Genomic DNA, 15,562 nt, shown 5'->3' with positions numbered 1-15,562 from the left:
GCGGGTCACACAGGGTCAGGGTTTAGCAATGGCGTCTTGTGCAGCTTTCATCAACTCTGGGCCGATTTTCGCTTCCCAGTTTTGCTTAACGCTTTGCGTTGCTTCAACGAAAGCGCTGCGCTCAGCATCGCTCAACTCAACGACTTCAACACCTCGCGAACGGATGTCGGCCAATCGTTGTTCTTGCTGACCACGCGACAACTCTATTTCCCACTTACCCGCGTCCAGTGCAGCTTGACGCAGCAGTTCACGATCAGCCTCCGGCAGGGTTTTCCAGACACGCTGGTTGACCGCAAAAATCAGCGGATCCGCCATGTAGTGCCACAACGTCAGGTACTTTTGACCGACCTGATCAACCCGCGCCACATCGAATACCGAGATCGGGTTTTCCTGGCCATCGACCGCGCCAGTAGTTAACGCAGGCTTGGCATCGGACCAACTCATTTGCGTTGGGTTAGCCCCCAGCGCAGTGAAGGTGTCCTGGAACAACGGTGAGCCCACCACACGGATTTTCAGACCAGTGAGATCAGCCGGGGTGCGCAGTGGTTTGACCGAGTTGGACAGCTCACGAAAGCCGTTCTCACCCCAAGCCAACGGCATGATGCCGCGTTTCTCGATAGCGCTGAACGCCAACTTGCCCGCCTCACCCTGAGTGATTGCGTCAAGGTCAGCATTGTCTTTCATCAGGAAGGGTACAGAAAACAGGTTGAGCTCTGGCACTTGTGGCGACCAGTTGATGGTCGAGCCGACAGCCATATCAATCAACCCGGAGCGCATGGCCGAAAACTCTTTGGTCTGGTCGCCAGCAACCAGTTGAGCATTCGGATAAACCCGCAGGGTGATGCGCCCTTCTGAGCGCTCTTTTACCAAATCCGCCCACTTCTGCGCAGCTTGCCCCCATGGGAAAGCGTCCGAGAGAACGGTTGAAACAGAGTATTCGCGAGCCTGAGCAGTCATCGCAACAGACAAAGCAGCGGCAGTCGCCAGCAGCGTAAAGCAACGGGAAAATTTCATCGGGCATCCTTGATGTGGATCGATATCGTTTTATTATTTATGGCTCGAAGCTCAATACACAGTATTGATAACTGCGTTCGGCAGATCCAGCGGCGAGCGGATAGGTCGCCTGAGCGTGCCGGGTTGGCACAAAGTGCACGCATTTATGCGTTGAAACCACTCATTTGACCTTGTGAGTCGCGAGTGGCCAGCTAGCGGCTAGCGCATAGCCAGCTAACTATCTCAAATGCCTGCACAAAGCGCCATTATCAAAAGGCATGATGCGCATGCTTTGGACAACCAGACGCGGGCCTGCCCATAATCGTCTGATTGTTTTATCTGGATGCTGCTGGCGATGACTATTTCCCGCGAAGACCTCGACCACGATGGTTTGATCATCGGCGTATCACCCGAGCGCTTTCGCGCCGTGGCCATGCCGTTATTGTTTGATCACCTCAATGCACAATGCGAGGGCACCATCGCAGTGAACCGCCAGGCGCGGATTGTATGGATAAACGATAAGTACGCGCAGAAGGTAGGCATCAGCGATGCGCGCAGTGTACTGGGCAAAGAAATCGAAGAAGTTCTGCCCGCCAGCAGACTGCGTGAAGTGGTCGAAAGCGGTCAGCCGAGCATGCTTGATCTGATGGCATTCGGCGATGAGCACTTTGTGGTTACCCGAATTCCGCTCTGCGATGAAGACGGCACCTTGGTCGGCGCTTTAGGTTTCGTACTGTTTGATCGCGCCCGGCATCTAAAGCCGTTAATGGCCAAGTACAACATTCTGCAGAATCAGCTACTGGCCACTCAGCATGAGTTGGCCAAGGCCCGACGGGCGCGCTACACAATTGCAGGTTTTATTGGTACCAGTCACGCCGCCAGCGAAGTCAAACGCCAGGCCCGACGCGCCGCACAACTGGATGCAACGGTGTTGCTCCGTGGCGAAACCGGTACCGGCAAAGAACTGCTCGCCCAAGGTATCCACAACCTCTCGCCACGGGCCAACGGCGCCTTTGTTGCGGTCAATGTCGCGGCGATTCCGGAAACATTAGTTGAGGCTGAATTATTCGGCACGGCTCCCGGCGCTTACACCGGTGCGGATCGCAAGGCGCGTATTGGCAAGTTTGAATTGGCCGATGGCGGCACTCTGTTTCTCGATGAAATTGGCGATCTTCCCCTGCCCTTGCAGGCAAAACTGCTGCGCGTATTGCAGGAACAGGAAGTCGAGCCGCTGGGTTCGAATCAAGTAAAACCACTGAATGTGCGAGTCATCGCGGCAACCCATATCGACCTGGAAAGCAAAGTCGCCAGCGGCCAGTTTCGGGACGACTTGTACTACCGCCTCAATGTTCTGAGCTTGAATGTAGCGCCACTGCGTGAGCGCCGGGAAGATATTCCGGCACTGGTCGAACATCTGCTGGATGACATCGCCAATCGCTCAGGCCAAGCGCCAATGGAGCTAACTGACGAAGCCTTGCAATTGCTGACGAGACAGCCATGGTCAGGCAACGTGCGCGAGTTGCGCAACTTGCTTGAGCGCGTGCAACTGGCCGCAGAAGGCACGGTACTCGATGCTCAATTGATTCAACCGCTGCTCAGTTCATCGGGGATCAGCAGCGCTGCGCCTGCCAATGAGTCAGCCCGATTGCCCCAGCCCAGCCAAGACCAGCCGACACCGCTTGCACACAGCCTAGCGCAAGCCGAACGCCAAGCATTGCAAGCCGCCTTGCACGCCTGCTCGGGCAACCGCAGGCAGACGGCAATTCACTTGGGAATATCCCGCGCCAGCCTGTACAACAAGCTGCAACAACACGGCATGGTTGAGCGCTAGCCAAACTCAGTAGGCGAGCACTCCAATGTCCAAAAGGCTGGACACATGCCTCGTCAAGCGCTCCAGCATTCAAGACATGTCCAATTATATAGACACTCTTAACGCCTATATCGCTGCGACCTTGACTCTGCCCAACACTGTTTAAATGCTCCAAGAGCCTCGCTCTTGAGGCGTTCAACCTCTGTACAACTAAAGTCTGAAAACAGCTTGGCACAAGTTTCGCTCTAGCAAGCGTACGGTCTGCGTATGCCTGTTTGTGTCGCGCACCTTGATTGGCCCGCCGAATAGAGTGGCGCCTAAAACAACAACAAAAAGGAAAGGTCTATGGGTACCCTCGGTATTCTGATTTCACTCGCACTGTTGATGTACCTAGCGTATCGCGGCATCAACGTGCTGATCCTCGCACCGCTGCTTGCCCTGTTAGCGCTACTGTTTTCCGGCGAAGTCAGCATGCTGCTGCCGACCTACACGCAAGTCTTTATGAAGGCCATGGGCGGCTATGTTATTCAGTTCTTCCCACTATTCTTGCTCGGGGCATTATTCGGCAAGTTAATGGATGACTCCGGCTCTGCCCGCGCAATTGCTCATGGCATCGTCGCTAAAGTCGGCAGCGAGCGGGCCATTCTGGCAATTGTCCTGGCCTGCGGCATTCTCACTTACGGCGGCGTCTCGTTGTTCGTGGTGGCATTTGCCGTGTATCCAATTGGTGCTGCGCTGTTTCGCGAGGCGGGTATTCCCAAGCGTTTGATTCCGGGCGCAATTGCCCTGGGTTCATTTACCTTTACCATGACCGCGCTGCCGGGTACTCCGGCGATCCAGAACGCCATTCCCAACCCGTTCTTCGGCACCGACGCCTTTGCTGCGCCGGGCCTTGGGGTTATTGCGGGCGCCATTATGTTTGGTTTGGGCACATGGTGGCTGACCGCTCAAGCGCGCAAACTCAAAACAGCAGGTGAAGGCTACGGCGAACATCAGGATGACCCGATTCTGGAAAAGCACGCCTACACGCCGGGATTCTGGCTGGCACTGTTACCGATTCTGCTGGTGATTGGCCTGAACTTCTTAATGGCCAAGCAAATTCTGCCGAATATCGACGCCAGCTACTTGGCCAAACCTGAGTTTGGTGGTTTGTCTGACGCTAAATCCTTGATCGGTATCTGGGCGATTATTGTTGCCTTGGCGGTCGCCGTTTTGCTGCTGATCGTGATTCACTGGCAGCGCTGGATGGATCTTAAGAAAACCGTTAACGACGGTGCGTTTGGCTCAATGTTGCCGATCCTGAATACCGCTGCGGAAGTGGGCTACGGCACGGTTATCGCGTCCCTCGCAGGTTTTGTGGTGATCCGCGATCTGGTCCTCGGCGTCTCCGACAACCCGCTGATATCTGAAGCGGTGGCGGTGAATATTCTCGCAGGCATCACCGGCTCTGCATCCGGCGGTATGTCGATCGCCCTGAAAACCCTCGGCGAGCAATACATGACGCTGGCAACCGCCGCCGGTATCAGCCCTGAACTGTTACACCGCGTCGCCGCCATGGCCTCTGGCTGCATGGACACTCTGCCGCATAACGGCGCGGTTATCTCCTTGCTGGCGATCTGTAAGCTCACGCACCGCGAGTCGTACAAGTTTATCTTCGTCAACACCGTGGCTTTCCCGATGCTTGCGCTGGTGGTGGTGATCACCCTCGGCACCCTGTTCGGTAGTTTTTAAACCACAGCCATGCCGAGCCAACTTGGTTCGGCATGGCTGATTCACCATTGCATCCGACCCTCTTAGCTCTCGAGTACTCACCATGAGTAAAGTCATGAGCGCAGCCGCAGCCGTGGCGCGCATAACCGATAACAGCAACATCGCCACCGGCGGTTTTGTCGGCATTGGATTCGCTGAAGAAATCGCCATCGCCCTGGAGCATCGTTTCCAACAGGAGCAAAGCCCGCGTGACCTAACGCTGGTGTATGCGGCCGGCCAAGGCGACGGCAAACACCGCGGCCTTAATCACCTCGCTCATCAAGGTCTGGTACGCCGGGTCATCGGTGGCCATTGGGGCTTGGTGCCGGGCTTACAGAAGCTGGCTGTGGATAACCTCATCGAAGCCTACAACTTACCGCAAGGGGTGATATCACAATTATTCCGGGACATCGCCGCGGGCAAACCCGGCCAACTTTCAACAGTCGGCCTCGGCACCTTCGTTGACCCAGATTTCGGCGGCGGCAAACTCAACCAGCGCACGCAAATCGACCTGGTGCGCAAAATGCCGATTGATGGCCAAGATTATTTGTTCTACCCAACCTTTCCGATCGATGTCGGCATTGTCCGCGCAACCAGTGCCGACAGCGAAGGCAATCTCAGTTTTGAGCGCGAAGCCCTGACCATTGAAAGTCTGGCTATTGCGATGGCTGCGCATAACAGCGGCGGCTTGGTAATTGCGCAGGTCGAACGCATTGTTGAACGCGGCACACTCAACCCGCGTGACGTAAAAATTCCGGGGATTCTGGTTGATTGCATCGTGGTTGCACAGCCAGAAAACCATCAACAAACCTTTGCCACCGCTTATAACCCGGCATTTTCCGCTGAGGCCCGCGTCCCGTTCGACAGCTTGGCGCCACTGCCGCTGGAGGTACGCAAGCTAATTGCCAGACGCGCCGCCATGGAACTGAAACCGGGGGCAGTGGTTAACCTCGGCATTGGCATGCCGGAAGGCGTCGCGGCCGTCGCGGCCGAAGAAGACATGATTGATATGCTCACGCTTACCGCTGAACCCGGGGTAATCGGCGGTGTGCCCGCATCGGGTCTGGATTTCGGTGCAGCAAGCAATCACAGCGCGCTGCTCGACCAACCGTACCAGTTCGACTTTTACGACGGCGGCGGGCTTGATCTGGCCGTGCTTGGCTTGGCCCAAGCGGACGCCGAAGGCAACCTCAATGTATCCAAGTTTGGCAATCGCCTAGCGGGCGCTGGCGGCTTCATCAATATCAGTCAAAACGCCAAGCGCGTGGTATTTGTCGGCACCTTCAGTGCTGGCAAGCAGGATATCCAGATTGTCGACGGGCAACTGAAAATCAAACAGGACGGCGACATGTGCAAGTTTGTCGAGCTCGTCGAGCACCGCACCTTCGCCGGAAAACTTGCAGCTGAGCGTCAACAACCGGTGCTGTATGTCACCGAGCGCTGCGTATTCCAACTGACAACAGCAGGTTTGGAGTTGATTGAGATTGCTCCGGGCGTTGATCTGCAGCGCGATATTTTGCAGCGTATGGCGTTTATGCCAATCGTGCGTGAACCCAAACTAATGGATGCCCGCTTATTCGCTGAAGGCGCTATGGGCCTTAAAGCAACACTGCATTCGTAAGGTGATTATCTTGAAAAAAGACTTTTGAGATAAAGCATGCACGCACAAAAAACCGCACATTATGTGCGGTTCTCTGGAGTTCGCGAAAGCAAGGATCAACGCTTGGCAATGATCCAAACTGCGTGGATGATGCCTGGGATATAACCAAGCAAGGTCAACAAAATATTCAGCCAGAAAGCGCCACCCAAGCCGACTTGCAGAAACACGCCAAGTGGCGGTAGCAGGATAGCAATCAAAATTCGGATCAGATCCATTGAGAAACTCCTTTGCAAATTGCCCAGCACTGGGTATGCGAATTTTGACTCGCGATTGCCCTGACAGTTCCGTTTTGTGCTTGTCCGCAATCCGTAAACGAAGAATATTCTTCCTACATCACTAAGCCAAGGCTAACGATGTTGTTCTGACCTGGGCCGCTCTTTAGGGGCACTCAACTGGCAATTAAACCGCTCAATAACTGCAATAACACTGATAATTTTGTGGTGGATATTCGCCTGTTCAGATTCAACAGTCTGGGCAGCAGCAGACGCGACCGTCGACAAATCATCAACCTGCTCTTCAGATTCAAGCTGCAGCGCTGGGTCGAACAAATCAAAATGAGTAAAACTGTAGGTATGCATGGTGTTCTCCTTGAGCGCGAGGTACGCCGTCACTTAAAACAGTGGTCAGGAGGCAGCAAAACAAAAGAGATCGCTAAGGCTTTGCGATAACACGCCTAGCATTTCAAGCGTGAGCTTATTTTATAACGCTGAGTATCCTCAGGGTTGATGACGCTTTTACTGCACAGTCTACCGATTTCAACTTGAAATCAACCTTTGCGGCATAAGACTGTCAAGGTTAAGTGGCTATAGTTTTACCGCACCCTTAGAACTGTGTTCCCCCTTACTCAGCAGAGAGAGTAACTATGAGCAAGCAATACACCGTTGCCGTCTTGGTCGGCAGCCTGCGCAAAGCCTCTATCAATCGCAAACTGGCACTGGCCTTGGCTGACTTGGCTCCGGCTTCACTGCAATTGAAGATCGTCGAGATCGGCACTTTACCGCTGTACAACGAAGACATTGATGTCGATCCGGCACCCGATGCCTACACCCAGTTTCGCAATCAAGTGAATGCAGCCGATGCCTTGCTGTTTGTGACGCCAGAGTACAACCGCTCAGTACCAGCGCCGATGAAGAACGCTATTGATGTTGGCTCACGCCCTTATGGTCAGAGCGCCTTCAGCAATAAGCCTGGCGCCGTCCTGAGCGCGTCACCGGGCGCGGTGGGCGGCTTTGGCGCCAACCATCACCTACGTCAGTCACTGGTATTTCTCAATGTACCGGTCATGCAGCAACCTGAAGCCTACTTGGGGGGTGCCGGTAATTTCTTCGATGAAAACAGCCAGCTCAGTGACAGCGTCAAACCATTTTTACAGGCGTTTATCGACGCCTACGCTAAATGGGTTGAGCAACACTACAAGGCCTGAAGGGAGATCGCACGAAGACGTCGCAGTAGCAATCGGCATGAGTGCTGTGGCGGCGTCTGTTACTAAGGTCAGTCACTTCGGCGAGCGGGTGAATGCAAAAAGCAAACCCCAGAAAAAAGAAAACCCCGCTTTAAAAGCGAGGTTCATGCAGACTGTTGCTGACCATCCTTGATCTGCTTGCCATCCTGGCAGGCATTCCATCGTATCCATGATTAGAAGTTCGCGCTTCCTGCGCTACGTCCACACCACATAAGTTACGCACTTCCTGTCTCTGGCAATAGTGGCAAAACATGACACGCTGCGTAAGCATTTTCCTACATTCACCCAAGCAAGCACTCGGTTGGCTTGCTTTTCAGTGTGATTTTGCTCACATTTCAGCTTGTCCGACAAAAACAACAAAGCTGACACAACATGCCAATACCAATGCCAAACCTAAAAGTACTGATGGTAAGCGCCCTATCTTGCTTAGCAAGCAATGCCAGCTTGGCTGGCCCGACCGGTGGACAAAAACAGGTTGCGGATTTCAAGGCAGCCGTACAACTGCTGTGGACAGATGTTTATGCCGCCGGCGGCGCGTCACTCTACTGCGGCCAGGTATTCAGCCAGCAAAGCAGCTTGTTTACGGTCAGCCAGATCTACAGCAGCAAGCAGCTGAAACGCGCCTTGCGCTGCTCTACCGACAACCAGTGCGCAGTGGTCAACCCGCGCTACCCCTACATGAAAGCCGATCTGCACAACTTCTACCCGGCACTAACTCGGGCTGAGCTAGTAAGGCGCAATGCCCAGTTTGGTGATTTGGATGACAGCGCAGCCAATAAGCTCGCTGACGTTGGCTGCCAGATGCAGGCGACCTTTCAACTGGTTGAGCCGCGTGATGACGCCAAAGGCAACATTGCTCGCGCGATCTTTTACATGGCCAGTGAATACGACTTGCCGATCATTGGCTCAGTGCAGATGTATAAACAATGGAATCAGATCGACCCGCCTGATCCCAGTGAAAAAACACGCAACGAGAAAATCGCCGAGCTGCAAGGTATTCGTAATAGCTTCATTGACGACCCATCACTCGCCGAGCGCATCAGCAATAACTGACTTTTCGCAGCACTAAAAAACCCGCCGAAGCGGGTTTTTAGTTACCTGGAGCGGCCGGTTAAAACTGCTCAGCGTCAAGCAGATACAAGCTTTCGCTACCCGCTTTAACTGAAGCGCTCAACGAGTGAATCCGCGGCAGAATCCGCGCGAAATAGAAGCGTGCAGTGCCGAGCTTGCTGACATAAAAGTCGCCCTCATCCTGCTTGCTCAACGCCGTGCGCGCCATCAACGCCCACATGTAGGCATATGCGGTGTAACCAAAGGCGTGCAAGTACTCGACCGACGCCGCACCGATTTCATTCGGATTGGTTTTGGCGCGTTCCAGCAGGTCTGCTGTCATCTGCTCAAGAATGGTGATTGCACCTTTCAATGGCTCAACAAACTCGGCCAGCGAAGCATCGGCAGAATCGGTAAACGCCTTGATTTCGTCAGCGAAGTGCTTATAAAACGCCCCGCCACTGCCAATCACCTTACGACCGACCAGATCGAGCGCCTGAATACCATTGGTGCCTTCGTAAATCTGGGTGATACGGCAATCGCGAACCAGCTGCTCCTGGCCCCACTCACGAATAAAGCCATGACCGCCGAACACTTGCTGGCCATGGATAGTGGTTTCCAGGCCCACATCGGTGAGGAATGCTTTAGCCACTGGAGTCAGCAACGCGACCAACTCTTCAGCACGTTTGCGTGTAACAGGCTCTTCACTGAATTTAGCGGTGTCGAGTTGCATGGCGACATAACTGGAGAACGCACGACCACCTTCGTTCAGCGACTTCATGGTCAGCAGCATGCGCCGTACATCTGGATGCACGATGATCGGATCAGCGGCTTTATCAGTTGCAACCGGGCCAGTCGGCGCACGGCTTTGAATACGCTCGCGGGCATATTCAATGGCACTCTGGTAAGAGCGCTCACCGGTCGACAGGCCTTGGATACCCACGCCCAGACGCTCGTAGTTCATCATGGTGAACATCGCAGCTAGACCACGGTTCGGCGCGTCGATGATGTAACCGGTAGCACCGTCAAAGTTCATCACGCAGGTTGCTGAACCCTTGATGCCCATCTTGTGCTCGATCGACCCGCACGAAAGACTGTTAGCTTCACCCAGCGAGCCATCAGCGTTAACCATGAACTTCGGCACCAGGAACAGCGAGATACCTTTCGGCCCGGCTGGGGCATCAGGCAGCTTGGCCAGCACCAGATGGATAATGTTCTCGGTCAGGTCGTGCTCACCACCGGTGATGAAAATCTTGGTGCCGCTGACTTTATAGCTGCCATCAGCCTGTGGCTCCGCCTTGGTGCGGATGATGCCCAGGTCAGTACCGGCGTGCGGTTCGGTCAAGCACATGGAGCCCGCCCAAGTGCCGGCATACATGTTTGGCAGATACTTCTCTTTGAGCTCTTCGCTGGCGTGCGCATTGATCGACAAGCACGCACCAGCAGTCAACATAGGGTACAGACCGAACGACAGGTTGGCCGAGTTGACCATCTCTTCGACCTGCGCCGAGATCACTTTTGGCATGCCCATACCGCCGAACATGGCATCACCACCGACACCAACCCAACCGCCTTCGGCGTAGGTTTTGTAAGCCTGCGGGAAACCGTCCGGGGTTTTCACCGCGCCGTTGCTCCAGGTGCAGCCTTCTTCGTCGCCGCTGCGGTTGAGCGGGGCAACAATACCGGCAGTGACTTTGCCAGCTTCTTCAAGAATTGCATTGGCGGTTTCTTCATCAACCACTTCAGCCAAAGCTGGTAACTCAGCCCATAGCTTGGATACTTCAAATACTTCGTTAAGCACAAAACGCATATCGCGCAGGGGAGCTTTGTAGTCCGCCATGGGTCATTCCTCAAAACTTGAATACAAATTCGCAACAGACTTTCGAGTGTAACCGAACAACATTGACGACACATAGGGTCGAGTTATGACCGGCAATCCACAAAATGTATGCATACGCTTGAAACAAAAAGACCCGCCAGATGGCGGGTCCTGATCGGCTACGCCATTCGTCAGAACGCTAGACTTTCAGCGCTCATCCCCATCATGCAATCACTGCCTGCTTGAGCTGCTGCGAGGTGAGCTGCGGTACGGGGCAGCAGACGTTTGAAGTAGAACTCACACGTTGCCAGCTTGGCTTGATAGAACTCAGCATCGCCACTGCCAGCAGCAAGTTTCTCTGAGGCAACCAGGGCCATGCGCAACCAGAAATAAGCAAGAATCACATAGCCCGAGAACATCAGATAATCCATCGACGCAGCACCGACTTCATCTGGATTCTTCATCGCAGCCATGCCAATTTGCTGGGTCAGCTCGCCCCATTGCTTGTTCAAGCCCGATAATTGGCTGACATAGGCACTGAACTCCGGGTTACTCGCTTGCGACTCACAGAACTTATGCACAATTTTAGTGAAGCCGCGCAGCAACTTTCCTTGGCTGCCCAGCACCTTTCGACCGAGTAGATCCAGCGCCTGAATGCCGTTGGTCCCTTCATAGATCGGCGCAATACGGCAATCACGCACCAACTGCTCCATGCCCCACTCGCGAATAAAGCCGTGGCCGCCAAACACCTGCATGCCATGATTAGTGACCTCAAGGCCGGTCTCGGTCATAAAGGCTTTGCAGATGGGTGTAAGGAAGGCCAATAGGTTTTCAGCTTCTTCACGCTCCTCTGTGCTGTGCGCACGGTGCGCTTGATCAAGCAGTTGCGCGGTGAAATAGGCCAACGCCCGGTTGCCTTGGTTGAAGGCTTTCATGGTCAGCAGCATGCGCCGTACGTCGGGGTGGACGATGATTGGATCGGCTGCTTTCTCCGGTGCTTTTGGCCCCGTGAGCGAACGCATCTGCAGGCGATCATTGGCGTATTTAATCGCCCCCTGAAAGCTCGCCTCGCCCAAGCAAAGCCCCTGCATACCAGTGCCCAGGCGTGCATGGTTCATCATAGTGAACATGCAGTTAAGACCTTTGTTCTGCTCGCCAATCAAAAAGCCACGGGCGTTATCAAAGTTGATCACGCAGGTAGCCGAGGCTTTGATCCCCATTTTGTGTTCAATGGAGCCGCATGACACACCGTTGCGTTCGCCCGCCTCTCCCGTTGCCGGATCTGGCAGGAATTTAGGCACGATAAACAGAGAAATACCTTTGGTACCCGCGGGCGCATCCGGCAGCTTGGCCAGTACCAGATGGACAATATTCTCGCTCATGTCGTGTTCACCGGCAGAGATGAAAATCTTGCTGCCAGTTAACGAGTAGCTACCGTCAGCTTGCGGCACAGCACGGGTTTTAATGATGCCTAAGTCCGTGCCGCAATGCGCTTCGGTCAGGCACATGGTGCCGGTCCACGTACCTTCGGTGAGCTTGGTCAGATAAGCCTGTTTTTGTGCTTCGCTGCCGTGTGCATGAATCGCCGACATGGCGCCATGCGTCAGACCGGGATACATACCCCATGAGGTATTACTGGCCCCCACCATTTCACTGATCATCAGCCCCAGCGAGTGCGGCAAGCCTTGCCCGCCGTAGGCTGGATCTGCGGCCAAACCATTCCAGCCGCCTTCAACATAGAGGGCAAAGGCTTGTTTAAAACCCTCGGGCGTGGTCACTACCCCGTTGTCGAACTGGCACTCTTGCTCATCACCGGAGCGGTTGATCGGTGCCAAGACCTGCTCGCAAAACTTTGCGCCTTCTTCCAGAATCGCGTTAACCATATCCGGTGAGGCATCGGTCGCGCCGAGCGCTGCATAGCTGGTATGGAAATCAAAAACTTCGTCGACCAAAAAACGCATGTCGCGCATTGGCGCTTTGTATTCAGGCATGTTCGCTCTCCATCAGCAGGCGCGCAGGGCGCGTAATAATCACTCCACGCTACTGCGACATGCAGTGCTGAGCAATCAACCTCACCTCGATGAATGCGTTGCCATAATCTAACCTGTCACGCCAGCAATCAGAGGCGCCTTAGCGCCGTTGCTTATTTGCCGCGCATAACAAAACACCCCGCGAAAGCAGAGCTAGCGCGGGGTGTTGAGTGATCATCTGAATCAGCCTGGAAGGCTCACCAAGATGCTCGCGGCCTTTTCAAAGGCGTGTTACAACTGCGGACCTGCGTTGCGGATTGCATCCGACACGTCGAACTTGGCGAAGTTATCGACGAACAGCTTGGCCAAGCCTTTAGCGGCCTCATCGTAGGCGTTTTGATCAGCCCAGGTGTTACGTGGGTTGAGCAAGTTGGTTTCAACACCCGGTACCGACTTTGGCACGCTCAGGTTGATGATTGGCAAATGCTCGGTTTCAGTGCCGATCAGCGCGCCGCTCTGGATCGCTGCGATAACACCACGGGTTGTCGGGATGTTGAAACGCTTGCCGACGCCGTAGCCGCCACCAGTCCAACCGGTGTTAACCAGGTAAACCTTGGAACCGAAACCTTGAATACGCTTGATCAGCAGTTCAGCGTATTCACCTGCTGGGCGCGGGAAGAACGGAGCACCGAAGCAGGTCGAGAACGTCGACTTGATGCCACCGCCGGAACCCATTTCAGTCGAACCCACCAGTGCGGTGTAACCCGACAAGAAGTGGTAAGCCGCCTGCTCTTCGTTAAGGATCGACACTGGCGGCAATACGCCAGTCAGGTCGCAAGTCAGGAAGATTACAGCGTTAGGCTCGCCACCGAGGTTTTTCTCGGAGCGCTTCTCGATCAATTCCAGCGGGTAGGCTGCACGGCTGTTCTGCGTGAGGCTGTCATCGGCGTAGTTAGGGGTACGGTTTTCGTCGAGTACGACGTTTTCCAGTACGGCGCCAAACTGAATGGCTTTCCAGATGACCGGCTCGTTCTTCTCGGACAAGTCGATGCACTTGGCGTAGCAACCGCCTTCAATGTTGAACACCACGCCTTTGCCCCAACCGTGCTCGTCGTCACCAATCAGGTAACGGCTTTCATCGGCCGACAAGGTGGTTTTACCTGTGCCCGAGAGGCCGAAGAACAAGGTTACGTCGCCTTCTTCACCGATGTTTGCCGCGCAGTGCATTGGCAGCACGTCAGCTTCCGGGAGCAAGAAATTCTGCACCGAGAACATGGCTTTCTTCATTTCGCCGGCGTAACGCATGCCTGCGATCAACACTTTCTTGGCGGCGAAGTTAAGAATCACGCAACCATCGGAGTTAGTGCCGTCACGCTCTGGCACGCACTCGAAGTTAGCCACGTTAAGGACTTGCCACTCATCACGACCGGCTGGGTTGTACTGTTCAGGATTAATGAACAGGCAACGACCAAACAGGTTCTGCCAAGCAGTCTGAGTCGTCATTTTTACTGGCAGGTAGTGGGCGTCAGCCGAACCTACGTGAACGTGTGATACGAAGCTGTCTTGAGCGTCGGAGAACGCTTGAACGCGATCCCACAGTGCGTCGAACTTATCAGCTGGGAACGGGCGGTTGATTGCGCCCCAGGCAATTTTCGACTCGGTGGTAGGCTCTTGAACGATATAACGATCAGCAGGTGAGCGGCCGGTACGATGACCAGTACGAACAACCAGAGAACCGTTGTCGGCTAATTCGCCTTCACTGCGACGCAGAGCCTCTTCAACCAGTTGGGCGGCGCTGATGTCGGTATACACGGCGTTTTTGGCTTGCGTCATGTGAGTCCCCGTCGGCCGGCTGGCCGATTCCTTCGTGCGTGTTGTAGTAAGGCGTAAACACTACTACATATAAAAAAGTGCGCCGGATTATGCCAGAAAAGAAACTGAAAGGTGCAGCCTCTGATCAGACTAAATTGACGCATCGTTAGTGTTCGCCGCCGCATGCTCCCTCTAAAACAGGTAACACGCGACGGGCATGCAAGGCGCAATGACCTGCACAATAATTTTCAGAATGCTCCTTAGTGGCGAGTATCAGACGGTGACTGACTACCACCACCGGCAAACAATTGAGCGACATCTGCTGCGTCAAACGAATAACGCTGATTGCAGAATTGACAGTCAATAACCACGTTGCCGTTATGTTCATCAAGCAATTGAACGGCGTCGTCCTGACCTAAACTGACCAGCGCATTGGCTGAGCGTTCACGCGAACAACTGCAACGGAACTGTAAAGCGCGCGGCTCAAATACTCGCAAAGGTTCTTCGTGATACAGACGATGCAGCACGGTCTCATTGTCCAGACCCAGCAGTTCCTCTGTCTTCAGAGTATTGGCCAGCGTCGATATGTGCTGCCAGCTGGCTTCACGGCCCTCGGCGTCTTTAATCCGGTCAGCAGGCAATTGTTGCAGCAGCAGACCGCGAGCACGTTGACCGTCGGCACTCAACCAAAAACGGGTCGGCAGCTGCTCAGAGGTCGCAAAGTAATTCGAGAAGCAATCTGCAAGGGTGTCGCCTTCCAAGGCAACAATGCCTTGATAGCGCTGGCCCTTGGTTGGGTCGATGGTCATCGCCAGCATGCCTTCCGGCATCAGATCGCGCAATCCGGCATCGGCGGTTATCAAGCTTTCATCATAGCGGGCAATGCCACGCAACTCACCAGCACTGGAACACTCGACCATCAACAACGGCACGGCGCCAGATGAGCGGGCCTGCAGGATAAGCAAGCCGTCGAACTTCAATGTACCGATTAACAGCGAGGCAGCTGCCAGCAGTTCGCCGAGCAACTGGGCGACGGGTTGCGGGTATGGGTGCTTAGCCAAGACGTGGCTGTAGGTGTCAGTCAGGCTGACCATTTCACCGCGTATATCGGTATCGTCAAACAAAAAGCGCTGGGTAGAATCAGACATGCCTACTTCACAAAAAGTGACCGGGCCGTGGATTTTAGGCGCAAATGGCGAGCTGACCAAGCGCCTCTTATCTATCGTTGCAGACAAAA

12 protein-coding genes are annotated in these 15,562 nt (G+C 54.5%); 5 read left to right on the top strand and 7 right to left on the bottom strand.

The genetic code is table 11. The features are described from left to right. Positions 1 to 15: 15 nt before the first annotated feature. On the bottom strand, positions 16 to 1,014 hold the full coding sequence (locus B9K09_RS02730) for a DctP family TRAP transporter solute-binding subunit (protein WP_087515412.1): 999 nt from the start codon (positions 1,012 to 1,014) through the stop codon (positions 16 to 18). A 334-nt stretch (positions 1,015 to 1,348) separates the two neighbouring features. Here B9K09_RS02730 and B9K09_RS02725 point away from each other — a divergent pair, with 334 nt between their 5' ends. The 3 genes from B9K09_RS02725 (at position 1,349) to B9K09_RS02715 (ending at position 6,173) form a co-directional block, all read left to right on the top strand. Next, entirely contained in the window at positions 1,349 to 2,824 is a 1,476-nt protein-coding gene (locus tag B9K09_RS02725) for a sigma-54-dependent Fis family transcriptional regulator (protein ID WP_087518953.1), read from the top strand. Positions 2,825 to 3,148: 324 nt separating this feature from the next. Further along, a complete protein-coding gene (locus B9K09_RS02720; protein WP_087515411.1) occupies positions 3,149 to 4,534 on the top strand; it encodes a GntP family permease in 1,386 nt (461 codons plus the stop codon). A gap of 82 nt (positions 4,535 to 4,616) precedes the next feature. Then, positions 4,617 to 6,173 carry an acyl CoA:acetate/3-ketoacid CoA transferase gene (locus tag B9K09_RS02715; RefSeq protein ID WP_087515410.1) on the top strand — a complete coding sequence of 519 codons (1,557 nt, stop codon included), beginning with the start codon at positions 4,617 to 4,619 and terminating at the stop codon, positions 6,171 to 6,173. Positions 6,174 to 6,268: 95 nt separating this feature from the next. Here the strand turns inward: B9K09_RS02715 and B9K09_RS02710 are convergent, their stop codons facing one another. Continuing rightward, entirely contained in the window at positions 6,269 to 6,427 is a 159-nt protein-coding gene (locus tag B9K09_RS02710; RefSeq protein WP_006991541.1) for a YqaE/Pmp3 family membrane protein, read from the bottom strand. 132 nt (positions 6,428 to 6,559) lie between these two features. After that, positions 6,560 to 6,790 carry a hypothetical protein gene (locus tag B9K09_RS02705; protein WP_087515409.1) on the bottom strand — a complete coding sequence of 77 codons (231 nt, stop codon included), beginning with the start codon at positions 6,788 to 6,790 and terminating at the stop codon, positions 6,560 to 6,562. A gap of 284 nt (positions 6,791 to 7,074) precedes the next feature. Between B9K09_RS02705 and B9K09_RS02700 the strand changes: the two genes are divergently transcribed. Beyond that, complete coding sequence (locus B9K09_RS02700) at positions 7,075 to 7,635, top strand: NADPH-dependent FMN reductase (protein WP_087515408.1); 561 nt, start codon at positions 7,075 to 7,077, stop codon at positions 7,633 to 7,635. Positions 7,636 to 8,118: 483 nt separating this feature from the next. Continuing rightward, positions 8,119 to 8,727, top strand: coding sequence for an endonuclease (locus B9K09_RS02695; RefSeq protein ID WP_371917428.1), 609 nt, complete (start codon positions 8,119 to 8,121; stop codon positions 8,725 to 8,727). A gap of 58 nt (positions 8,728 to 8,785) precedes the next feature. Here the strand turns inward: B9K09_RS02695 and B9K09_RS02690 are convergent, their stop codons facing one another. The 4 genes from B9K09_RS02690 to hslO form a co-directional block, all read right to left on the bottom strand. Further along, positions 8,786 to 10,564 (bottom strand): acyl-CoA dehydrogenase C-terminal domain-containing protein, encoded by a 1,779-nt coding sequence (locus tag B9K09_RS02690; RefSeq protein ID WP_087515406.1) that lies wholly within the window; start codon positions 10,562 to 10,564, stop codon positions 8,786 to 8,788. A gap of 170 nt (positions 10,565 to 10,734) precedes the next feature. Next, on the bottom strand, positions 10,735 to 12,534 hold the full coding sequence (locus B9K09_RS02685; protein WP_087515405.1) for an acyl-CoA dehydrogenase C-terminal domain-containing protein: 1,800 nt from the start codon (positions 12,532 to 12,534) through the stop codon (positions 10,735 to 10,737). 270 nt (positions 12,535 to 12,804) lie between these two features. Next, a complete protein-coding gene (locus B9K09_RS02680) occupies positions 12,805 to 14,346 on the bottom strand; it encodes a phosphoenolpyruvate carboxykinase (protein WP_087515404.1) in 1,542 nt (513 codons plus the stop codon). 239 nt (positions 14,347 to 14,585) lie between these two features. Then, the gene (gene hslO, locus B9K09_RS02675; RefSeq protein ID WP_087518952.1) at positions 14,586 to 15,473 is read right to left on the bottom strand and encodes an Hsp33 family molecular chaperone HslO; all 888 of its coding nucleotides are present in this window, start codon (positions 15,471 to 15,473) and stop codon (positions 14,586 to 14,588) included. Positions 15,474 to 15,562: the final 89 nt, after the last annotated feature.

The sequence above is a fragment of the Pseudomonas sp. M30-35 genome, assembly GCF_002163625.1.
In the GTDB taxonomy this organism is placed as follows: Bacteria; Pseudomonadota; Gammaproteobacteria; order Pseudomonadales; family Pseudomonadaceae; genus Aquipseudomonas.
This window is presented reverse-complemented; position numbering and strand designations above follow the sequence as displayed.

Excerpts from the sequence above, each read along its gene's own strand:
- B9K09_RS02730 (WP_087515412.1), bottom strand. The coding sequence starts at position 1,014 with ATGAAATTTTCCCGTTGCTTTACGCTGCTGGCGACTGCCGCTGCTTTG.
- B9K09_RS02725 (WP_087518953.1), top strand. The coding sequence starts at position 1,349 with ATGACTATTTCCCGCGAAGACCTCGACCACGATGGTTTGATCATCGGC.
- B9K09_RS02720 (WP_087515411.1), top strand. The coding sequence starts at position 3,149 with ATGGGTACCCTCGGTATTCTGATTTCACTCGCACTGTTGATGTACCTA.
- B9K09_RS02715 (WP_087515410.1), top strand. The coding sequence starts at position 4,617 with ATGAGTAAAGTCATGAGCGCAGCCGCAGCCGTGGCGCGCATAACCGAT.
- B9K09_RS02710 (WP_006991541.1), bottom strand. The coding sequence starts at position 6,427 with ATGGATCTGATCCGAATTTTGATTGCTATCCTGCTACCGCCACTTGGC.
- B9K09_RS02705 (WP_087515409.1), bottom strand. The coding sequence starts at position 6,790 with ATGCATACCTACAGTTTTACTCATTTTGATTTGTTCGACCCAGCGCTG.
- B9K09_RS02700 (WP_087515408.1), top strand. The coding sequence starts at position 7,075 with ATGAGCAAGCAATACACCGTTGCCGTCTTGGTCGGCAGCCTGCGCAAA.
- B9K09_RS02690 (WP_087515406.1), bottom strand. The coding sequence starts at position 10,564 with ATGGCGGACTACAAAGCTCCCCTGCGCGATATGCGTTTTGTGCTTAAC.
- B9K09_RS02685 (WP_087515405.1), bottom strand. The coding sequence starts at position 12,534 with ATGCCTGAATACAAAGCGCCAATGCGCGACATGCGTTTTTTGGTCGAC.
- B9K09_RS02680 (WP_087515404.1), bottom strand. The coding sequence starts at position 14,346 with ATGACGCAAGCCAAAAACGCCGTGTATACCGACATCAGCGCCGCCCAA.
- hslO (WP_087518952.1), bottom strand. The coding sequence starts at position 15,473 with ATGTCTGATTCTACCCAGCGCTTTTTGTTTGACGATACCGATATACGC.